Raw genomic sequence first — 19,387 nt, 5'->3', positions numbered from 1 at the left:
TGCGGCCCGCAACCCTTAAATGACAGAAAAATGACTGACTGCTGCATTCCACAGCAAAACCCCGCCTTATACCCATTTACACACAGAGTTATCCACAAACCACACGATCGTTTCTACGATCCTCTCGTTATATCAGCCTCCTTCAACAGAAAAAGAAGAGGTCAAAATCGAAAATTAAAAATTCGCGAGCGTTGCGCAAACGTTTTCGTTACAATGCCCCCGCAAAACAAGGATGCCCCGTAAGGGGCGTTAGCTGAGTTTTTAGCCAAGAATTCACCTAACGCTCTCTGTAATAGTCAAATCCAGGGGATTTACCATGCAACAACGTCGTCCAGTCCGCCGCGCTCTGCTCAGTGTTTCTGACAAGGCCGGTATCATCGAATTCGCTCAGGCACTTTCCGCACGTGGTGTGGAGCTGCTGTCTACAGGTGGCACTGCGCGCCTGTTAGCGGAGAAAGGTCTGCCAGTGACCGAAGTTTCCGATTACACCGGCTTCCCGGAAATGATGGATGGACGCGTGAAGACCCTGCATCCGAAAGTCCACGGCGGCATTCTTGGTCGTCGCGGTCAGGATGACGGAATTATGGAACAGCACGGTATCGCCCCTATCGATATGGTGGTTGTAAACCTGTATCCATTCGCCGAGACCGTCGCCCGTGAAGGCTGCTCGCTTGAAGATGCGGTAGAGAACATTGATATCGGCGGCCCGACCATGGTGCGTTCCGCTGCCAAGAACCATAAAGACGTAGCGATCGTTGTGAAGAGCAGCGACTACGACGCCATTATTAAAGAGATGGATGCCAACGAAGGCTCCCTGACTCTGGAAACCCGCTTTGACCTCGCGATTAAAGCCTTCGAACACACCGCCGCCTACGACAGCATGATTGCCAACTACTTCGGCAGCATGGTTCCGGCTTACCACGGTGAGAGCAAAGAGGCCGCCGGGCGTTTCCCGCGTACGCTGAACCTGAACTTTATTAAGAAGCAGGATATGCGCTACGGCGAGAACAGCCACCAGCAGGCTGCCTTCTATATAGAAGAGAATGTTAAAGAAGCGTCCGTTGCCACCGCACAGCAGGTACAGGGCAAAGCGCTTTCCTACAACAACATCGCAGATACCGACGCGGCGCTGGAGTGCGTGAAAGAGTTCAGCGAGCCAGCCTGTGTGATCGTTAAACACGCTAACCCGTGCGGCGTGGCGGTAAGTACCTCTATTCTCGACGCTTACGACCGTGCCTATAAAACCGACCCGACCTCTGCGTTCGGCGGCATCATCGCTTTCAACCGCGAACTGGATGCCGAAACCGCGCAGGCAATTATCTCCCGTCAGTTCGTGGAAGTGATCATCGCCCCGTCCGCAACCGAAGACGCACTGAAAATCACCGCCGCCAAACAGAACGTTCGCGTTCTGACCTGCGGTCAGTGGGCACAACGTGTACCGGGCCTCGACTTCAAACGCGTTAACGGCGGTTTGCTGGTTCAGGACAGGGATCTGGGGATGGTGAGCGAAGGCGAACTGCGCGTGGTGTCCAAACGTCAGCCGACCGAGCAAGAGCTGCGCGATGCACTGTTCTGCTGGAAAGTCGCCAAGTTCGTGAAATCCAACGCCATTGTTTATGCCAAAGAGAACATGACTATCGGCATAGGCGCAGGCCAGATGAGCCGCGTGTACTCCGCAAAAATCGCCGGGATTAAAGCGGCTGACGAAGGTCTGGAAGTGAAAGGCTCTGCAATGGCCTCTGACGCCTTCTTCCCGTTCCGCGATGGTATTGATGCTGCCGCCGCCGTTGGCGTGAGCTGCGTTATCCAGCCCGGTGGTTCTATCCGTGATGACGAAGTCATTGCCGCTGCCGATGAACACGGTATCGCGATGATCTTTACCGACATGCGCCACTTCCGCCATTAATCCACGGAGCAGACGATGAAAGTATTAGTGATTGGCAACGGCGGGCGCGAGCACGCCCTGGCCTGGAAAGCCGCACAGTCCCCGCTGGTTGATACCGTTTTTGTCGCACCGGGTAACGCCGGTACCGCACTGGAGCCCGCGTTGCAGAACGTGGCTATCAGCGTCACCGATATTCCAGCTCTGCTGAGGTTTGCCCAGAACGAGAAAATTGACCTGACCATCGTCGGCCCGGAAGCGCCGCTGGTGATTGGCGTAGTCGATGCGTTCCGCGCCGCTGGCCTGAAGATCTTCGGGCCAACCGAAGGTGCTGCACAGCTGGAAGGCTCCAAAGCCTTCACCAAAGATTTCCTCGCCCGTCACCAGATCCCGACGGCGGAATATCAGAACTTCACTGAGATTGAGCCAGCGTTGGCCTATCTGCGTGAGAAAGGCGCGCCGATCGTCATCAAAGCCGACGGTCTGGCCGCCGGTAAAGGCGTTATCGTGGCGATGACGCTGGAAGAAGCTGAAGCCGCCGTTCATGACATGCTGGCAGGTAACGCTTTTGGCGATGCGGGCCACCGTATCGTTATCGAAGAGTTCCTCGACGGCGAAGAAGCGAGCTTTATCGTAATGGTCGACGGCGAGCACGTGCTGCCGATGGCCACCAGCCAGGACCACAAACGCGTAGGCAACGGCGACACTGGCCCGAACACCGGCGGTATGGGTGCTTACTCACCAGCGCCGGTGGTAACTGATGAAGTGCATCAGCGCACCATGGAACGCATTATTTGGCCAACCGTAAAAGGTATGGCGGCGGAAGGGAATACCTACACCGGTTTCCTGTACGCGGGTCTGATGATCGACAAACAGGGCAATCCGAAGGTTATCGAGTTCAACTGCCGCTTCGGCGATCCGGAAACCCAGCCGATCATGCTACGCATGAAATCGGACCTGGTGGAGCTTTGCCTGGCTGCCTGCGACGGCAAGCTGGATGAGAAAACCTCCGAGTGGGACGAGCGCGCCTCGCTGGGTGTCGTTATTGCTGCCGGAGGTTATCCGGGCAACTACAACACCGGAGATGAGATCCACGGTCTGCCGCTGGAAGAAGTAGAAGACGGAAAAGTGTTCCATGCAGGCACTAAACTCGCCGAAGACGATCGCGTGCTGACCAGCGGCGGTCGCGTGCTGTGCGCCACCGCCCTGGGTCATACTGTGGCTGAAGCGCAGAAACGCGCTTACGCCCTGATGACCGACATCCGCTGGGATGGCAGCTTCAGCCGTAACGACATCGGCTGGCGCGCCATTGAACGCGAGCAACGCTAACGCGAAATTTTCGCCAGCAGCGTTTTACGCGTAATGCCTAACTGACGGGCGGCTTCCGTTTTATTGCCGCCCGTTTTTTCCAGCGCCGCCAGAATCACCTCTTTTTCGACATCCACCAGCGGTTGGATCTCGCCACTGAATTCCGTTTTTATCGGCGTCGCGGCAATCGCCATCGGCAGCTCGCGTTCGGAAATATATTCCCCCGTCAGCAGCACCACCGAGCGCTCAATCGCATTTTCCAGTTCACGAATATTGCCCGGCCAGTCGTAGTGGATCAGCAGATCCATCGCCTGCGGAGTAAAGCCTTTCACCGCTTTACGGTTACGCGCGGCAAAACGCTGGAGAAAATGTTCGGCTAGCAGCGGAATATCTTCCCGGCGCTGGCACAGCGCTGGCATTTCAATGGTGACGACGTTCAGGCGATAATAGAGATCCTGACGAAAGCGCCCGGCGCTGACTTCTTCCGCTAGATCGCGATGCGTAGCGGCGATCAGCCGGACATCAACCGCAATAGTCTGATTGCTACCAACGCGCTGCACTTCTCGCTCCTGGATAGCCCGCAGCAGGCGCACCTGCATCAGCGGTGAAATATCACCGATTTCATCAAGAAATAACGTGCCGCCATCGGCTTCCACAAAGCGCCCTTCCCGCCGTTTATCCGCCCCGGTAAACGCCCCTTTCTCGTGACCAAAAAGTTCGGACTCCAGCAGCGATTCATTAAGCGCCGCGCAGTTGAGCGTCACCAGTGGTTTATCGAGACGGGCGCTGCTGGCATGCAGCGCCCGGGCCACCAACTCTTTACCCGTGCCGGAGTCTCCGTGAATGAGCACCGTGGCATCCGAGGGCGCAACCATCGCGATTTCATTGAGCAACTTCTGCATCGCCGGACTGCTGCCAATCATGCCAAACTGCGCAGCCGACGCCGATGGCAGTTCAGCGCCCGTTTCCCGCGTATGCGCCAGCGCCTTTTCCAGCGTCTCCTGCAGACGGTCAAAATCCAGTGGTTTGATTAAGTAGTCCAGCGCCCCGGTTTTAAGCGCCTCGACGGCGGTCTCCACGCTGGAGAACGCCGTCATGATCAAGACCGGAATCGCCGGATTCAGCGCTTTAATCTCTTTCAGCGTTGCGATGCCGTCCATCTCCGCCATGCGTACATCACACAGCACTAAATCAAATACGCGTTCGCGCACCTGTTCCAGCGCCGCTCGCCCGCTATAGGCCAGCGCGACCTCATAACCCCAGCCGCGCAGCAGCGCCTGTAAAATGGTGCAGTGGCTGATATCGTCATCTACCACCAGAATATTGATTTTTCCGCGCGTCATCCTTGTTAATCCTGTTGTTTCGCTTTGGTCGGCAGCCAAAGGGCAAAGGTCGCGCCTTTGCCCTCAACGCTTGCCACCTGAATGGTGCCACCGTGCTGTTCGATAATGTTCTGCACTACCGCCAGCCCGAGGCCGGTTCCGTCAGCTTTGGTCGTATAGTAAGGCGTAAAAATGGCCTCCAGCTGTTCCGCCGCAATCCCCTTCCCAGTATCGGTAACCACAATTTTAACGCGATCGCCGCTGCTTTCATTCGCTTCAACCGTGATCGTGCCCTGACGACCAATCGCATGAATGGCGTTCAGATACAGATTCAACAAAACCTGAGTCAGTCGGTCGGGATCGGCCTGGATAGCGGGCAGCGTACAATTGGCCGAAAAGCGGAGCTGGATTTCCCGGCTTGCCGCATCCTGACTCACCAGGTGTAATGAGTGGGTGATAACCTCATTGAGATCCACCTGTTGCAGCGTCAGATGTGCAGGTTTCACCAGCTCCAGCAACTCGCTCACCACCCGATTTAAACGATCCGCCTCTTTCGCCATCACCTGTGCCAGCTCATGCGACTCGCCTCCTGCCGGGGTTCGCTCGGCAAAATACTTCGCTAACCCTTTGATCGATGAAAGCGGGTTACGAATTTCATGTGCCACCCCAGCAGCAAGATGACCGAGCGCTAACAGTTTTTCTTTACGCTTCATCGCATCCTGGAGTTCTTTGTACGAGCGCTGATAGCGCTGATACCAGAAGAACGTCAGCACGGTGGCCAGCAACACAGCCGCCAGCGCAGAGAGGACTATCAGGGTGTTACGCCACTCCCTTGCCTGAGTCGCGGCCAGATCGCTGGCATCAAAGGCGATAAATATGGTTTGTGCAGGGGTGATAAGCTGCCCGTCATTGCTGGCGCAGCGCGCCATGCCATGGCGTCCTGGACTATACATCGGCTGAAACTGGCGATAAATTTCCAGGGCCGGCGTTTTTTCACCATCCCTCGCTGGGATTTCAATATTCCGCCAGCTTTCTTGCTCCCCAGGGCTAAGCTGTCGCAGGATATCCGATGAATAGAGCGTTTTGCCGACCATCGCGGAATTGCTGTGGGTAATAATGACACCATGCTCATCGACGACAGCAAACCATAGCACGCCAGGCTGTACAGCCATTTCCTCCAGTAGCGTCTGCTGTTGTGCATGATGCATGCGCATCCCCATGCCTACACGCGTACCAGACTCCAGAGCGCGAATGAGCACGCTGCCTTTTTCCAGTAGCGTTTGCCGCGCGGCGCCACTTTCCCGCCCATAGTCCCGAATGGTCATAATCGAAAACCAGCCGACCAAAACCAGGATTGCCGCCAGCAAGAGTCGGCTCAACCACTTTGCCACCGTATCCTTATAAAGACGCATACGCTCTCCCTTCACCCCGCCTGTTCCTTTCATCGTTGCAGGTATACAGCAGAAATCATGCCATTTTTTCCCCCTGATAACCCTGCCCTCAGACACAAACAGCTGAAAGTAACGGGTAAAAATGACTCGCTGGCGCGTTCTGGCGAGTCATTTTTACTCGTTTCCCTGCAAAGACGGCGGGTACAACGCCCGCAGGACTGGGATTGCCGCTTTGGCACGGAAGATGCAAAAGGAAATGTAAGCTAACCAACAGGAGAACGAACGATGAAACGGAACAACAAACTGGCACTGATTGCACTTTCTCTTATCGCACTTGGCTCCACCCCAGTACTGGCACAGAATCACTGGGGATATGGTGATGGAATGCAGCAACGGGGTGGTACGCCAATGACCGCTGAGCAGCAGGCTGCTGCACAGAAAATCTATGATGATTATTATTCCCAGACCAGCGCGTTGCGCCAACAGCTGACATCTAAACGTTATGAGTACAATGCACTATTAACGGCCGGCTCGCCGGACACGGCAAAAATTAACGCCGTTGCAAAAGAGATGGAAGCGTTGAATCAGTCTCTGGACGAGCAGCGCGTTAAACGTGATGTCGCAATGGCGCAGGCTGGCGTGCCACGTGGCGCGGGAATGGGCTACGGCGGATGCGGCGGTGGCGGTAACCATCGCGGCGGCGGCCATATGGGAATGGGCCACTGGTAAAAGACTTAATGCCTGATGACGCTATACGGATCAGGCCTGCTGATTTCCTGTATTCAGGTTTTCAGAAAGTTTTGGCTGTAGGCTGCCAGTGACAAAAATCTTCATTGGCGACCAGCAGTAGCTGCGACCCTTCGGGCGCTTCCAGCCATGCCACACTCACCTCTACGGATGAATGTCTCTGGCGGCGCTCGATATGGTTTATCGCCCACGACTCCAGGTCTGGCTTCAGCGTTTCACCTTCACAGGTTGTGAGTGTGTTATCCGCATGCCAACGTCCCTGACGCAATATCACCCGCCCCTGACGCAGCGCATCGCTGGTCTGGCGAATTTGATCGGCTCGATAGCGGTAAAGCGCGATTTGATCGCTGGAAAGCTGCTGCTTTTGCCCGTCGACTTCACGCTGCATGAAGCTCAGTTCGCCCCGGTCATCGAAGCGTATACGGACATGTTCAGCCGGTTTACTGTAAACGTTGAGTTCTATCAGAGAGAGCGAATCACCCTGCCAGCGGTATTCACTGGTAGTGGTTTCGCCTTTACGCCACGGACTAAATACCGAGAGCAAGTGAACATCGTCACCGGAGTCTTTACGCCAAATGCGTACCGCCCCCTGATCGCCAACATAGCCGCTGGCCGTGAAAGGAGGAAGCTCAGAATGGCTACCGCAGGCAGACAGTAACAGAACACCTGAAAGCCAAAGCGTATGACGCCAGATGGACAAAAGGGGCGAAACCGCCCCTTCGTTAAAACTGTTCACTGCCACGCGAATTACTTAACCGCGTCTTTCAGTGCTTTACCAGAAACAAATGCCGGTACGTTAGCTGCGGCGATTTTGATTTCTTTACCGGTCTGCGGGTTGCGGCCAGTGCGCTCAGCACGGTGGTTCACTTTGAAGGTACCGAAACCAACCAGTTGTACAGCATCGCCTTCTTTCAGAGACTCAGTAATAGCAGCCAGAGTGGATTCCAGAGCAGCTTTAGCCTGTGTTTTAGACAGTTCTGCTTTGTCTGCAATTACATCAATCAGTTGAGTCTTGTTCATAAGTTATCCTTACAATGTGTTTATCGCTTGCTAAGCATCGAGTGCGACGGAAATGCCAGAAAAGCACTCTCCTGCATACACGCACCGATAGCCACTTTTTTTCGCCCCCCAAATGTAGACCAGACCGGGGGCGGATGGGAAGCCTTCAGGCACGACAAATCAGGCGTTAAATCACGTTTTGTGGTGTCATTGCTGAAAATTTATACCAATATTGCTCTCGCCAGCCTCGCGCAGGTCTGCACGCAGCCCTTTTATCAGCTCAATATCGCGTTCTTCACAGTCGGCTAAAAGTCGGAAAATTTCCCACTGAATATCCCATTCTTGCTCAACGGCAGGGTTCTCTTTGAGCTCTTCATCGGTCATTTCGCGACCAGCCTGAGTCATTTCCAGCATCGCAACCGTCGTAATCGAAGCCTTACTAACTTCGATTGCATGCTCCAGCGTTTCACCGCTAAGACGCGAATGCATCAGTTCGCTTAATGCCACACAAGCATCAATCGCCGGATAAACACCGTACAGATCGTAATCGTCTGCAGAAGGAATGGCCTCTTCAAACTTTTCCAGCTGGCTGTCGAAATTGATTTTCGCGTCTTTAACCGTCAGCGCTTCCCAAATCAGATCCAGAATTCGGCGGTAAATCTGTCCATCGCCAAATTCAGTTTGCTTGCAGAACATGGCGTAGTTTGGGTACATGCGTTCGCACAGACAGGCCATAAACGTGACGTGCTGCCAGCTTTCCAGCTTCTCCAGACGCAGGTGAATCGGATTTTGTAACATGATGAGTTCTCAAATACGGAAATTAGCCGCAGTTTACCCGATATGGGGCGTTTTTGCTGCAAGCCGAGTAAAAGCCGGGCGTTCGGATGCCACCGCATCCGCCCAGCGTGTGGGTTCCGGCAAACGATAGCCGTTCATACAGCGTTGAACCCACGCTAGTGCGCTGTCCATACTCACGCGGTGGCCCGTAGAAATAAACAACGGGTTACAGCGCGCTTTGCTGCGCCAGACCCATGCCAGTTGTTCGCCTTTATCCAGCAACGGCGCTAGCGCACCAGGTTCAGCAGCGAGCGGTTCAAACTTGCCGCACAATCGTTTTTTCGCCACACCAATCGTTGGCACGTCCACCAGTAGGCCAAAATGGCTGGCCACGCCCAGACGACGCGGGTGAGAAATGCCATGACCGTCAACGAACAGCAGATCTGGCTTGTACGAGAGCAGTTGCCAGGCGGCCATCAGCGCGGGAGTTTCACGAAAGGAGAGAAATCCGGGTATGTAGGGCATGGTGGTGGCGATACGCGCCACCTTGTATTCGACCAGTTCAAGCGTGGGATACTTCAGTAAGACTATTGCGGCTCGCGTCACTTCACCACCCTGCTCAAACCCAACGTCCGCCCCGCCGATCAGATCCGGCGGATCGTTCTCCAGACGATCCTCGCGGATCACTGAAGAAGCCAGTTCAAGCTGCTGCGCGCGTAATGACGCGAGATCCATGATGACTCCTTAGCGGTGGTACTGTTCGGACAACCGATGTACCGCCTCCACAAAGACACCCGCATGTTCTGGCGGGACGTCCTGATGAATGCCGTGGCCCAGGTTAAAGACATGCCCTTCACCCTGACCAAATCCGGCCAGAATTGTCGCCACCTCTTCTTCGATGCGGGCCGGCGGCGCATACAGCATGGACGGATCCATATTGCCCTGTAGCGCCACTTTATGACCTACACGACGACGCGCATCGGCAATGTCAGTGGTCCAGTCGAGACCTAACGCATCACAGCCGGTTTCCGCCATCGCTTCCAGCCACTGACCACCGCCTTTGGTAAACAGGGTCACCGGTACGCGACGACCTTCGTTCTCGCGCAGCAGGCCATCAACGATTTTGTGCATGTAGTACAAAGAAAACTGCTGATAGTCGCGACCGGTCAGCACGCCACCCCAGGTGTCGAAAATCATCACCGACTGCGCACCCGCTTTGATCTGCGCGTTCAGGTACAGCGTGACGCTCTTCGCCAGCTTATCAAGCAGCAGATGCAGCGCTTTAGGGTCGGCGTACATCATCTTTTTAATCACGGTGAAGGCTTTGCTGCTGCCGCCTTCAACCATGTAGGTCGCCAGCGTCCACGGGCTACCGGAGAAGCCGATCAGCGGCACTTCGCCTTTCAGTTCACGACGGATAGTGCGCACCGCGTTCATCACGTACCCCAGCCCATCTTCCGGGTCCGGGATCGGCAGTTTGTCGACATCAGCCTTGCTGGTAATCGGAGAGGTGAAGCGTGGGCCTTCTCCTGCTTCAAAATACAGCCCGAGTCCCATCGCATCCGGGATCGTCAGGATATCCGAGAAGAGGATCGCGGCATCAAGTTTATAGCGACGCAGCGGCTGTAGCGTGACTTCGCAGGCCAGCTCGGCATTTTTGCACAGCGCCATAAAATCGCCCGCTTCGGCACGGGTAGCTTTGTATTCCGGTAGATAGCGGCCTGCCTGGCGCATCATCCATACCGGAGTGACATCAACGGGCTGGCGCAGCAGCGCACGCAGATAACGATCGTTCTTCAGTTCGGTCATTTTTGCAGTTCCTTATTGCGTCAGTCCGTCAGTGTATCACCACTCGCTCTTTACTCGTACTCAGCCCGACACATTGCCACAGTGTCTTCAATCAATCGACGCGCGACAGTACCCGGCGGGGGCAAGAGCGGTAAATCGTCATAGCGATACCAGTTCGCTTCCAGCAGCTCTTTCGGGTCGATGACGATTTCGCCGCTATCATACTCTGCCATAAATGCGGTCATCAAAGACTGCGGGAATGGCCATGGCTGAGAAGTGACATAGCGCAGGTTTTTCACCTTAATGCCGCTCTCTTCCATAACTTCACGCGCCACCGCCTGTTCTAAGGTCTCACCCACTTCGACAAAACCCGCCAGTACGGTATGCACGCCGTTACGATGGCGAACATGTTGGGCAAGCAGGATGGAATCATCTCGGCGAATAGCGACGATTATGCACGGGGCAATTTGCGGGTAATAACGTTCACGGCAGTGGCTACAGAGCATCGCCCACTCCGTTTTACTCGGGTGCATGGGATGGCCGCAGTAGCCGCAGAATTTATGCGAGCGATAGAACTCCGCCAGCTGTACGCCGCGTCCGGCCAGTTGAAACAGGCCAACATCCTGGTCAATGACCTGGCGCACCGACCCCATATCGTGTCGACGCTGCTGCTGCACCAGCCAGACAGTCTCCCCTTCCCACTCGCCTATTGGCAGCGCGCGCTGACCAATCAGATCAAAACGGGCTGCGTCGCCATAAGGTAGCTCGCCATGAGGTAACCATAACTTTTGCTCATGACTGACGATCCACCAGCCGCTATCTAATTTTTCAATTATACGATCCATATCTCTTGCGCAACCTTTGCTTCACAGGCATGTTGTTTACATTATTTTTACATTTACGGGTGAGCAGTTCCTAAACACCATCTTGCGGAGTCAATCATGCTAAACCAGCTGGAAAGCCTGACGGAGCACGTCAGAGGAAGTAATAAACTGGTTGATCGCTGGCTACATGTACGTAAGCACCTGCTCGTGGCTTACTACAATCTGGTTGGCATTAAGCCTGGCAAAGAATCGTACATGCGACTCAATGAAAAGGCGCTGGATGATTTTTGTCAGAGCCTGGTCGATTACCTCTCCACCGGACACTTCAGTATTTATGAACGTATTCTCCATAAATTGGAAGGGAACGGGCAGCTTTTAAAAGCCACAAAAATTTGGCCGCTGCTGGAAGCCAATACGCAGCTGATCATGGACTACTATGACTCCAGCCTGGAAACTGCGATTGATCATGATAATTTCCTTGAATTTCAACAGGTTTTATCGGATCTCGGCGAGGCACTAGAAGCCCGATTCGTGCTGGAAGATAAGCTGATCATGCTGGTATTTGACGCAATGCACGAGAGTAGCACTCTCAAACGTCATGCTTGAGATTTGCGGCATTAACGCGTAGTTTACATTCATTACCTCTTTATTGAGGTTACTTCTTGTCGGAGTGCTTATTTTCCGCAGCAGCATGAGTGGAAAAGGCTGAGACCGTTAATTCGGGATCCGCGGAACCTGATCAGGTTAAAACCTGCGAAGGGAACAAGAGTCAATCTACAATAGCATCGCCCCCGGGCGAGCTTCTCTCTTGCTTCATCCGTCGTCTGACAAGCCATATCCTTACTTTTATTTGGAATGAGCTATGTCTGCCACTACTAAACCATCACGCCGCGAACAGCGCGCTCAAGCCCAACACTTTATCGATACCCTGGAAGGGACCGCCTTCCCTAACTCAAAACGCATCTATATCACCGGTTCGCAGCCGGATATCCGCATTCCGATGCGCGAAATTCAGCTCAGCCCGACGCTGACTGGCGGTAGCAAAGACAACCCGCAGTTCGAAGAAAACGAAGCCGTTCCGGTATACGACACCTCCGGACCGTATGGCGATCCTGACGTGGCGATTAACGTCCAGCAGGGCCTGGCAAAGCTGCGCCAGCCGTGGATTGCGGCGCGTAACGATAGCGAAGAATTAGACGACCGGAGTTCCGCTTATACCAAAGAACGTCTGGCCGACGATGGCCTGGACGATCTGCGTTTCACCGGCCTGCTGACGCCAAAGCGCGCCAAAGCCGGTAAGCGTGTCACCCAATTACACTACGCCCGCCAGGGAATAGTGACCCCGGAGATGGAGTTCATCGCCATCCGTGAAAACATGGGCCGCGAGCGCATTCGCAGTGAAGTGCTTCGCCACCAGCATCCGGGGATGAACTTTGGCGCACGCCTGCCGGAAAACATCACACCGGAATTCGTGCGTGATGAAGTGGCCGCGGGCCGCGCGATTATTCCTGCCAACATCAACCACCCGGAATCCGAGCCGATGATTATCGGTCGCAACTTCCTGGTGAAGGTTAACGCCAACATCGGTAACTCTGCCGTCACCTCCTCCATTGAAGAGGAGGTAGAGAAGCTGGTGTGGTCGACGCGCTGGGGCGCTGACACGGTGATGGATCTCTCCACCGGTCGCTATATCCACGAAACCCGCGAGTGGATCCTGCGTAACAGTCCGGTACCGATCGGTACTGTGCCGATCTACCAGGCGCTGGAGAAGGTCAACGGGATCGCCGAAGATCTCACCTGGGAAGCCTTCCGCGACACGCTGCTGGAGCAGGCCGAACAGGGCGTCGACTACTTCACCATTCACGCGGGCGTGCTGCTGCGCTACGTGCCGATGACTGCCAAACGCCTGACCGGCATTGTCTCACGCGGCGGTTCAATTATGGCGAAATGGTGCCTTTCTCATCACAAAGAGAACTTCCTGTACGAACATTTCCGCGAGATTTGCGAAATCTGCGCCGCCTACGACGTCTCTTTGTCGCTGGGTGACGGCCTGCGCCCAGGTTCAATTCAGGATGCGAACGACGAAGCGCAGTTCTCCGAGCTGCATACGCTGGGCGAGCTGACCAAAATCGCCTGGGAATACGACGTGCAGGTGATGATAGAAGGCCCAGGTCATGTGCCCATGCATATGATCCAGCGCAACATGACCGAAGAGCTGGAGCACTGCCATGAAGCACCGTTCTACACTTTAGGACCGTTGACCACCGATATCGCACCGGGCTACGACCACTTCACTTCCGGGATCGGTGCGGCGATGATCGGCTGGTTTGGCTGCGCGATGCTGTGCTACGTCACGCCAAAAGAGCACCTCGGCCTGCCGAACAAAGAAGATGTTAAGCAAGGGTTGATTACCTACAAGATTGCCGCCCACGCCGCTGACTTAGCAAAAGGTCATCCAGGCGCGCAGATCCGCGATAACGCCATGTCGAAAGCGCGTTTCGAATTCCGCTGGGAAGACCAGTTTAACCTCGCGCTCGACCCGTTCACCGCCCGCGCCTACCACGATGAAACACTGCCACAGGAGTCCGGCAAGGTCGCCCACTTCTGCTCCATGTGCGGGCCGAAGTTCTGCTCGATGAAAATCAGCCAGGAGGTTCGCGACTACGCTGCTGCACAAACGATTGAAGTCGGCATGGCGGATATGTCGGAGAACTTCCGAGCCAAAGGCGGCGAAATCTACCTCAAAAAAGAGGAGGCGTAATGTACCAGCCTGATTTCCCGACCGTGCCGTTTCGCCTCGGGCTTTACCCGGTGGTAGACAGCGTGGAATGGATTGAACGCTTGCTGCAGGCGGGCGTACGCACAATCCAACTGCGCATTAAAGATAAGCGTGATGAAGAGGTCGAAGCCGACGTTATGGCCGCCATTGAACTGGGTCGTCGCTATAACGCCAGCCTGTTTATCAACGACTACTGGCGTCTGGCAATTAAGCACCGCGCTTACGGCGTACATCTGGGCCAGGAAGACCTTGAAACCACCGACCTGAAGGCGATCCAGGCGGCGGAGCTACGCCTGGGGGTCTCCACTCACGATGATATGGAGATTGACGTCGCGCTCGCCGCTAAGCCTTCTTATATCGCGCTGGGTCATGTCTTCCCCACGCAAACCAAACAGATGCCTTCCGCCCCGCAGGGACTTACGCAACTGGCAAACCATATTGAACGATTAGCGGATTACCCGACCGTCGCCATTGGCGGTATCAGCCTTGAGCGCGCCCCGGCAGTACTGGCGACCGGCGTCGGCAGCATTGCCGTGGTCAGCGCCATTACCCAGGCGGCTGACTGGCAGGTCGCTACGGCCCAACTACTGGATATCGCGGGAGTGGGCGATGAATGACCGCGACTTTATGCGTTACAGCCGGCAGATCCTGCTCGGCGATATCGCCATTGAAGGCCAGCAAAAGCTACTCGATAGCCATGTGCTGATTGTCGGTTTAGGCGGGTTAGGTTCGCCTGCCGCGCTGTATCTGGCGGGAGCAGGCATCGGAAAACTGACGCTGGTAGACGATGACGACATTCATCTGAGCAATCTGCAGCGCCAGATCCTGTTTACCACTGATGATATCGCACGTTCAAAATCGCAGGTTGCCCAGCAGCGCCTGACGCGGCTCAACCCGGATATCGAGCTGGTGTCACTCCAGCAGCGACTGAAAGGCGATGCGCTTCGGCATGCGGTAGCGCGTGCCGATGTGGTGCTCGACTGTACCGATAACATGGCCACGCGCCAGGAAATTAACGCCGCCTGCGTAACGCTCAACACCCCGCTCGTCACCGCCAGCGCCGTCGGCTTTGGCGGCCAACTGATGGTGCTGACGCCCCCGTGGGAACAAGGATGTTACCGCTGCCTGTGGCCGGACGATGTAGAGCCCGAACGCAATTGCCGTACCGCCGGTATCGTCGGACCGGTTGTGGGCGTGATGGGCACCTTGCAGGCGTTGGAAGCGATTAAATTGCTCAGCGGTATTGAGACGCCCAGCGGAGAGCTACGCCTGTTTGACGGTAAAACCAGCAAGTGGCGCAGCTTCGCACTACGACGTGCCAGCGGCTGCCCGGTATGCGGAGGGCAACATGCAGATTCAGTTCAATGATGAGCCGATGCAGTGCGCCGAAGGACAAACCGTCAGTGGGCTGCTCACTACGCTTAATCAGCTTAAACCGGGCGCGGCGCTGGCGCTCAATCAGCAGATCCTCCCGCGCGAGCAGTGGGAGCAGCAAATCGTGCAGGAAGGCGACCAGATCCTGCTTTTTCAGGTTATTGCAGGGGGTTGATATGTTACGTATTGCCGACAAAACGTTTGATTCGCATCTGTTCACCGGCACCGGAAAATTTGCTTCATCGCAGCTGATGGTCGAGGCGATTCGCGCCTCCGGCAGCCAACTGGTAACGCTGGCCATGAAGCGCGTGGATTTGCGTCAGCACAACGATGCCATTCTGGCGCCGCTGGTAGAAGCTGGTGTGACGCTGTTGCCCAACACTTCGGGGGCAAAAACCGCTGAAGAGGCGATTTTTGCTGCCCAGTTAGCGCGTGAAGCGCTGGGCACAAACTGGCTGAAATTAGAAATCCATCCGGACACCCGCTGGCTGTTACCCGATCCAATAGAAACATTGAAAGCTGCAGAAGCACTGGTGAAAAAGGGCTTCGTGGTGCTGCCTTACTGTGGCGCAGATCCGGTGCTGTGCAAACGGCTGGAAGAAGTCGGCTGTTCTGCAGTCATGCCGCTCGGCGCGCCCATCGGTTCTAATCAGGGGCTGGAAACCAAAGCGATGCTGGAGATTATTATCCAACAGGCGACCGTGCCGGTGGTGGTTGATGCAGGCATCGGCGTCCCCAGCCACGCCACGCAGGCGCTGGAAATGGGCGCCGACGCGGTGCTGGTCAATACGGCAATCGCGGTAGCCGACAGCCCGGTGATGATGGCAACCGCCTTCCGTCTGGCCGTTGAAGCTGGCTTGCTGGCACGCCAGGCGGTACCAGGAAGCAAAAGTTCGCAGGCAAGTCCCACCAGCCCGTTAACCGGATTCCTGGAGGCCTTCGCATGAAAACGTTCAGTGACCGCTGGCGACAGCTGGACTGGGACGACATCCGCCTGCGTATCAACGGTAAAACCGCCGCTGACGTGGAGCGCGCCCTCAACGCTTCGCATCTTAGTCGCGACGATCTGATGGCATTGCTCTCTCCTGCCGCCGCCGATTATCTGGAGCCGCTGGCGCAGCGGGCGCAGAAGCTCACCCGTCAGCGTTTTGGTAACACGGTGAGCTTTTACGTGCCGTTGTATCTCTCCAACCTTTGCGCCAACGACTGCACCTACTGCGGTTTTTCGATGAGCAACCGTATCAAACGCAAAACGCTGGACGAAGATGAGATAACACGGGAGTGTGCGGCTATCCGTGAGCTGGGTTTTGAGCATCTGCTGCTGGTCACCGGTGAACATCAGGCCAAAGTGGGGATGGATTACTTTCGTCGCCATTTGCCTGCCATTCGCCGCCAGTTCGCCTCTTTACAGATGGAGGTACAGCCGTTGTCAGAGGCTGAATATGCAGAGCTGAAGACGCTGGGGCTGGATGGCGTGATGGTGTATCAGGAGAGCTACCATGAGGCAACTTACGCTCGTCACCATTTAAAAGGGAAAAAGCAGGATTTCTTCTGGCGCCTGGAAACGCCGGACAGGCTGGGCCGCGCAGGGATCGACAAAATCGGTCTTGGCGCGTTGATTGGTTTGTCCGACAGCTGGCGGGTTGATTGCTATATGGTGGCTGAACATCTGCTATGGATGCAGCAGCATTACTGGCAGAGCCGTTACTCTATCTCCTTCCCTCGCCTGCGCCCATGCACCGGAGGCGTTGAGCCTGCATCGATCATGGATGAGCGACAGTTGGTCCAGACCATTTGCGCGTTTCGTTTACTGGCACCAGAAATTGAGCTGTCGCTCTCCACCCGCGAATCACCATGGTTTCGTGACCATATGATCCCGTTGGCGATCAACAACGTCAGCGCCTTCTCAAAAACCCAGCCCGGTGGTTATGCCGATAACCACCCCGAACTGGAACAGTTTTCCCCGCACGACGATCGTCGCCCAGAAGCCGTTGCTGAAGCACTCATGGCGCAGGGATTACAGCCCGTGTGGAAAGACTGGGACAGCTATCTGGGGCGCGCTTCACAGCTACCGTAAGTCAGGAGCGATCGCATAAAACAAAAAAACCCGCTTTCGCGGGTTTTTTCTTCACTGGTACTTAACTGCTCAGGCTCTGGCCTTCATCGCTATCGTAAGCGTTCGTGAAATTATCGGCGTTTACAGCGCGACAACGTTAACAGCAGACGGGCCTTTAGCGCCATTCTCCACGGAGAACTCCACCTTTTGACCTTCGTCTAATGTTTTAAAATCGTTACTCTGGATAGCGGAGAAATGCACAAACACATCCTTGCTACCGTCCTGAGGAGTGATAAAGCCGAAGCCTTTATCAGAGTTAAACCATTTTACTAAACCAGTCATTTTGTTAGACATAGATACTTCCTTTCATGTTTTTGAGCTGCTTATGCAGCGAAGATGGCCTGTTTTGCAGAAATTAACTTATGGGGCACTTAGGGAGGAGGCTCATGAAGAAGAGTATCTGAGGATAACGCTTGAACTGAGAACTGCTTTACTAAAACTGCTTGCATAAGGTCTGTGTTCCAAACCGATGTCGCTATAGTAGTCCCACTTCTAATCATTAAGCAACCATTAATTTTTTTAATACCCACTGAGTGATGCAATGTTGAACCATCGCGGCCAAGCATCCTGGATAACAGCTTGATCTACAATGAACAAAAGCCCCGACTATTGCAGTCAGGGCTTTACGTTACTACACACTTCAAATTTAACATTAATAAACTTAACGATTTAATACTGCTGATGGTACTACTTTAAAATGTACACGTTTACTATAGATAATATTGGATATTGATACTAACTAAAGCTTTCCTCTATTTACCGTTAAACACATTCCACCCGCTTGATAATAGAACTCAAGGCTGGTGACCTAAACAAGTACACTTCCCCTCGCGACATATACTCTTTGATGCGTTGCCTTATTTCCCTCGTGATAACCAAAAAAGAAGAAATCACGAACATTTACTATTAAATCATGGCGTTACATCGTCGCGTTTTACTGATTTTTTGCGATTAGATATATCAACTACGTGGCCTGAAAGCATTGTCGAGGTGAAAAAATAGCGTTTTCAGCATCGACTATCCCATACAAAAAATACTTCGTGGCCTTTATCGCAAACCCCAATCAAGCTCTACTAACACTTACTACGTTAACAGCAAACTACAATTTCTCCGCTGTTAAGTATTAACATACGGGTTTAAAAAACGCTGTCAATACTGTTTTTTATAACATGTATTTATTGACAGTAATTATATATTCCAGCATGTGATAAGCGAGTCAAAAAGCCGCTGGCCCTGGTCCAGATCGCAGGGTTCTGCCTCTTTTTGTAACCGGTTTCAGAAAAAGCGGCTTTCTTTGTGATGCCTTGCACACATTCGTTGCAAAGCAGTTGTTGCTATAGCTGGCTCGCGATAATTATCAATTCACACATGTTGATCGAGACTGCTTATGAAAAACATCGTTTTATGCTGTGCCGCCGGAATGTCCACCAGCATGCTGGTGCAAAGGATGAAAGATGCCGCCCAGAAAAAAGGCGTCGACGTCACCATCAAAGCCGTCCCGGTGGCCGAGTTTGAAGAGAATATCGCTACAGCGGATATCGTTTTGCTCGGTCCACAGGTTAAGTATGAACAGGCCAAGCTACAGGCGATCGCCGACCCACTAGGCAAAAAGGTCGCCGTTATCGACATGATGGATTACGGCATGATGAAAGGCGATGCGGTACTGGATAAGGCGCTGAAACTACTGGAGTGATGGTATGGAAGAGTTAGAAACGATCATCATGGAGTTATTGGTAAACGCTGGCGCTGCACGCAGCCAGGCCCTGACGGCACTGCAACTGGCTCGTAAGGGTGATTTCTCCGCTGCAGAACAAGCAATGACGGAATCACGCGAGTACGTCAAACAGGCACATAAAATCCAGACCCAGCTGATCGGCATTGATGAAGGTACCGGCAAACTACCGGTTAATCTCATCACCGTTCATTCGCAGGACCACCTGATGAATGCCATGGTGATTCAGGATCTGGCCGGCGATATGATTGAGCTTTATCGGCGGTTACCACCGGTAAATTAATGACACTGCCGGATGGTTTCGTAGACCTGATAATCGCCATCAGAAATAACATAGACATAAAAAAA

At 54.2% G+C, this 19,387-nt stretch carries 22 protein-coding genes and 1 riboswitch; of the genes, 13 read left to right on the top strand and 9 right to left on the bottom strand.

Going from position 1 to position 19,387, the window contains the following annotated elements:
• Positions 1-316: 316 nt before the first annotated feature.
• A complete protein-coding gene (gene purH, locus OGY71_RS15895) occupies positions 317-1,906 on the top strand; it encodes a bifunctional phosphoribosylaminoimidazolecarboxamide formyltransferase/IMP cyclohydrolase (RefSeq protein ID WP_008787105.1) in 1,590 nt (529 codons plus the stop codon).
• 15 nt (positions 1,907-1,921) lie between these two features.
• A complete protein-coding gene (gene purD, locus OGY71_RS15890; protein WP_003826797.1) occupies positions 1,922-3,211 on the top strand; it encodes a phosphoribosylamine--glycine ligase in 1,290 nt (429 codons plus the stop codon).
• On the opposite strand, the gene zraR is transcribed toward purD, so the two are convergent.
• Both zraR and zraS read right to left on the bottom strand, forming a co-directional pair.
• A complete protein-coding gene (zraR, locus tag OGY71_RS15885; RefSeq protein WP_063942034.1) occupies positions 3,208-4,533 on the bottom strand; it encodes a sigma-54-dependent response regulator transcription factor ZraR in 1,326 nt (441 codons plus the stop codon). The two genes, purD and zraR, sit on opposite strands and share 4 nt — an antisense overlap.
• Before the next feature lie 5 nt (positions 4,534-4,538).
• Positions 4,539-5,924 (bottom strand): two-component system sensor histidine kinase ZraS, encoded by a 1,386-nt coding sequence (gene zraS / locus OGY71_RS15880; RefSeq protein WP_200921082.1) that lies wholly within the window; start codon positions 5,922-5,924, stop codon positions 4,539-4,541.
• Between the two features lie 57 nt (positions 5,925-5,981).
• Between zraS and OGY71_RS15875 the strand changes: the two genes are divergently transcribed.
• Together OGY71_RS15875 and zraP are read left to right on the top strand one after the other, a co-directional pair.
• Positions 5,982-6,170, top strand: coding sequence for a hypothetical protein (locus tag OGY71_RS15875; RefSeq protein WP_032934137.1), 189 nt, complete (start codon positions 5,982-5,984; stop codon positions 6,168-6,170).
• Positions 6,171-6,188: 18 nt separating this feature from the next.
• Positions 6,189-6,632: a zinc resistance sensor/chaperone ZraP gene (gene zraP, locus OGY71_RS15870; RefSeq protein ID WP_286613468.1), complete on the top strand. Its 444-nt coding sequence runs from the start codon at positions 6,189-6,191 to the stop codon at positions 6,630-6,632.
• A gap of 61 nt (positions 6,633-6,693) precedes the next feature.
• On the opposite strand, the gene OGY71_RS15865 is transcribed toward zraP, so the two are convergent.
• The 6 genes from OGY71_RS15865 to nudC form a co-directional block, all read right to left on the bottom strand.
• Positions 6,694-7,386: a DUF1481 domain-containing protein gene (locus tag OGY71_RS15865; protein ID WP_063942041.1), complete on the bottom strand. Its 693-nt coding sequence runs from the start codon at positions 7,384-7,386 to the stop codon at positions 6,694-6,696.
• An 11-nt stretch (positions 7,387-7,397) separates the two neighbouring features.
• On the bottom strand, positions 7,398-7,670 hold the full coding sequence (gene hupA / locus OGY71_RS15860) for a nucleoid-associated protein HU-alpha (RefSeq protein WP_001044509.1): 273 nt from the start codon (positions 7,668-7,670) through the stop codon (positions 7,398-7,400).
• Positions 7,671-7,856: 186 nt separating this feature from the next.
• Positions 7,857-8,447, bottom strand: coding sequence for a YjaG family protein (locus tag OGY71_RS15855; protein ID WP_003842015.1), 591 nt, complete (start codon positions 8,445-8,447; stop codon positions 7,857-7,859).
• Between the two features lie 33 nt (positions 8,448-8,480).
• Complete coding sequence (gene nfi / locus OGY71_RS15850) at positions 8,481-9,161, bottom strand: deoxyribonuclease V (protein ID WP_286613467.1); 681 nt, start codon at positions 9,159-9,161, stop codon at positions 8,481-8,483.
• A 9-nt stretch (positions 9,162-9,170) separates the two neighbouring features.
• A complete protein-coding gene (gene hemE, locus OGY71_RS15845; RefSeq protein ID WP_003826889.1) occupies positions 9,171-10,235 on the bottom strand; it encodes a uroporphyrinogen decarboxylase in 1,065 nt (354 codons plus the stop codon).
• Positions 10,236-10,285: 50 nt separating this feature from the next.
• The gene (nudC, locus tag OGY71_RS15840; RefSeq protein ID WP_003033074.1) at positions 10,286-11,059 is read right to left on the bottom strand and encodes an NAD(+) diphosphatase; all 774 of its coding nucleotides are present in this window, start codon (positions 11,057-11,059) and stop codon (positions 10,286-10,288) included.
• 96 nt (positions 11,060-11,155) lie between these two features.
• Between nudC and rsd the strand changes: the two genes are divergently transcribed.
• From rsd to thiH, 7 genes are all read left to right on the top strand, one after another.
• Positions 11,156-11,644 carry a sigma D regulator gene (gene rsd / locus OGY71_RS15835; protein WP_126319572.1) on the top strand — a complete coding sequence of 163 codons (489 nt, stop codon included), beginning with the start codon at positions 11,156-11,158 and terminating at the stop codon, positions 11,642-11,644.
• Positions 11,645-11,694: 50 nt separating this feature from the next.
• Positions 11,695-11,817, top strand: a riboswitch (TPP riboswitch).
• An 83-nt stretch (positions 11,818-11,900) separates the two neighbouring features.
• Positions 11,901-13,799, top strand: coding sequence for a phosphomethylpyrimidine synthase ThiC (gene thiC / locus OGY71_RS15830; RefSeq protein WP_126319574.1), 1,899 nt, complete (start codon positions 11,901-11,903; stop codon positions 13,797-13,799).
• Positions 13,799-14,434: a thiamine phosphate synthase gene (gene thiE / locus OGY71_RS15825; protein WP_286613466.1), complete on the top strand. Its 636-nt coding sequence runs from the start codon at positions 13,799-13,801 to the stop codon at positions 14,432-14,434. Before thiC ends, thiE begins: the two co-directional genes overlap by 1 nt.
• Positions 14,427-15,185 carry a HesA/MoeB/ThiF family protein gene (locus tag OGY71_RS15820; protein WP_286613465.1) on the top strand — a complete coding sequence of 253 codons (759 nt, stop codon included), beginning with the start codon at positions 14,427-14,429 and terminating at the stop codon, positions 15,183-15,185. Before thiE ends, OGY71_RS15820 begins: the two co-directional genes overlap by 8 nt.
• On the top strand, positions 15,166-15,366 hold the full coding sequence (gene thiS / locus OGY71_RS15815) for a sulfur carrier protein ThiS (protein WP_032934139.1): 201 nt from the start codon (positions 15,166-15,168) through the stop codon (positions 15,364-15,366). Before OGY71_RS15820 ends, thiS begins: the two co-directional genes overlap by 20 nt.
• A gap of 1 nt (position 15,367) precedes the next feature.
• Complete coding sequence (gene thiG, locus OGY71_RS15810) at positions 15,368-16,138, top strand: thiazole synthase (RefSeq protein WP_197385382.1); 771 nt, start codon at positions 15,368-15,370, stop codon at positions 16,136-16,138.
• Entirely contained in the window at positions 16,135-17,268 is a 1,134-nt protein-coding gene (gene thiH, locus OGY71_RS15805; RefSeq protein WP_003826906.1) for a 2-iminoacetate synthase ThiH, read from the top strand. The genes thiG and thiH overlap by 4 nt, the downstream gene beginning before the upstream one ends.
• Before the next feature lie 120 nt (positions 17,269-17,388).
• On the opposite strand, the gene cspG is transcribed toward thiH, so the two are convergent.
• Positions 17,389-17,601: a cold shock protein CspG gene (gene cspG, locus OGY71_RS15800; protein ID WP_003033098.1), complete on the bottom strand. Its 213-nt coding sequence runs from the start codon at positions 17,599-17,601 to the stop codon at positions 17,389-17,391.
• 1,093 nt (positions 17,602-18,694) lie between these two features.
• Between cspG and OGY71_RS15795 the strand changes: the two genes are divergently transcribed.
• On the top strand, positions 18,695-19,000 hold the full coding sequence (locus tag OGY71_RS15795; protein ID WP_003033102.1) for a PTS sugar transporter subunit IIB: 306 nt from the start codon (positions 18,695-18,697) through the stop codon (positions 18,998-19,000).
• 4 nt (positions 19,001-19,004) lie between these two features.
• The gene (locus OGY71_RS15790; protein WP_003826916.1) at positions 19,005-19,322 is read left to right on the top strand and encodes a PTS lactose/cellobiose transporter subunit IIA; all 318 of its coding nucleotides are present in this window, start codon (positions 19,005-19,007) and stop codon (positions 19,320-19,322) included.
• Positions 19,323-19,387 lie beyond the last annotated feature (65 nt).

The sequence above is a fragment of the Citrobacter sp. Cpo109 genome, assembly GCF_030332565.1.
GTDB lineage: Bacteria > Pseudomonadota > Gammaproteobacteria > Enterobacterales > Enterobacteriaceae > Citrobacter > Citrobacter portucalensis.
Note: the sequence above shows the minus strand (reverse complement) of the source record. Positions and strands in the feature narration are given on the sequence as shown.

What these genes read in the sequence shown, in the direction of transcription:
- hupA (WP_001044509.1), bottom strand. Translation starts at nt 7,670, where the DNA reads ATGAACAAGACTCAACTGATTGATGTAATTGCAGACAAAGCAGAACTG.
- rsd (WP_126319572.1), top strand. Translation starts at nt 11,156, where the DNA reads ATGCTAAACCAGCTGGAAAGCCTGACGGAGCACGTCAGAGGAAGTAAT.
- OGY71_RS15820 (WP_286613465.1), top strand. Translation starts at nt 14,427, where the DNA reads ATGAATGACCGCGACTTTATGCGTTACAGCCGGCAGATCCTGCTCGGC.
- OGY71_RS15875 (WP_032934137.1), top strand. Translation starts at nt 5,982, where the DNA reads ATGCCATTTTTTCCCCCTGATAACCCTGCCCTCAGACACAAACAGCTG.
- OGY71_RS15795 (WP_003033102.1), top strand. Translation starts at nt 18,695, where the DNA reads ATGAAAAACATCGTTTTATGCTGTGCCGCCGGAATGTCCACCAGCATG.
- purD (WP_003826797.1), top strand. Translation starts at nt 1,922, where the DNA reads ATGAAAGTATTAGTGATTGGCAACGGCGGGCGCGAGCACGCCCTGGCC.
- nfi (WP_286613467.1), bottom strand. Translation starts at nt 9,161, where the DNA reads ATGGATCTCGCGTCATTACGCGCGCAGCAGCTTGAACTGGCTTCTTCA.
- cspG (WP_003033098.1), bottom strand. Translation starts at nt 17,601, where the DNA reads ATGTCTAACAAAATGACTGGTTTAGTAAAATGGTTTAACTCTGATAAA.
- OGY71_RS15790 (WP_003826916.1), top strand. Translation starts at nt 19,005, where the DNA reads ATGGAAGAGTTAGAAACGATCATCATGGAGTTATTGGTAAACGCTGGC.
- thiG (WP_197385382.1), top strand. Translation starts at nt 15,368, where the DNA reads ATGTTACGTATTGCCGACAAAACGTTTGATTCGCATCTGTTCACCGGC.
- thiS (WP_032934139.1), top strand. Translation starts at nt 15,166, where the DNA reads ATGCAGATTCAGTTCAATGATGAGCCGATGCAGTGCGCCGAAGGACAA.
- zraP (WP_286613468.1), top strand. Translation starts at nt 6,189, where the DNA reads ATGAAACGGAACAACAAACTGGCACTGATTGCACTTTCTCTTATCGCA.
- nudC (WP_003033074.1), bottom strand. Translation starts at nt 11,059, where the DNA reads ATGGATCGTATAATTGAAAAATTAGATAGCGGCTGGTGGATCGTCAGT.
- thiC (WP_126319574.1), top strand. Translation starts at nt 11,901, where the DNA reads ATGTCTGCCACTACTAAACCATCACGCCGCGAACAGCGCGCTCAAGCC.
- zraR (WP_063942034.1), bottom strand. Translation starts at nt 4,533, where the DNA reads ATGACGCGCGGAAAAATCAATATTCTGGTGGTAGATGACGATATCAGC.
- thiE (WP_286613466.1), top strand. Translation starts at nt 13,799, where the DNA reads ATGTACCAGCCTGATTTCCCGACCGTGCCGTTTCGCCTCGGGCTTTAC.
- purH (WP_008787105.1), top strand. Translation starts at nt 317, where the DNA reads ATGCAACAACGTCGTCCAGTCCGCCGCGCTCTGCTCAGTGTTTCTGAC.
- OGY71_RS15855 (WP_003842015.1), bottom strand. Translation starts at nt 8,447, where the DNA reads ATGTTACAAAATCCGATTCACCTGCGTCTGGAGAAGCTGGAAAGCTGG.
- thiH (WP_003826906.1), top strand. Translation starts at nt 16,135, where the DNA reads ATGAAAACGTTCAGTGACCGCTGGCGACAGCTGGACTGGGACGACATC.
- hemE (WP_003826889.1), bottom strand. Translation starts at nt 10,235, where the DNA reads ATGACCGAACTGAAGAACGATCGTTATCTGCGTGCGCTGCTGCGCCAG.
- zraS (WP_200921082.1), bottom strand. Translation starts at nt 5,924, where the DNA reads ATGCGTCTTTATAAGGATACGGTGGCAAAGTGGTTGAGCCGACTCTTG.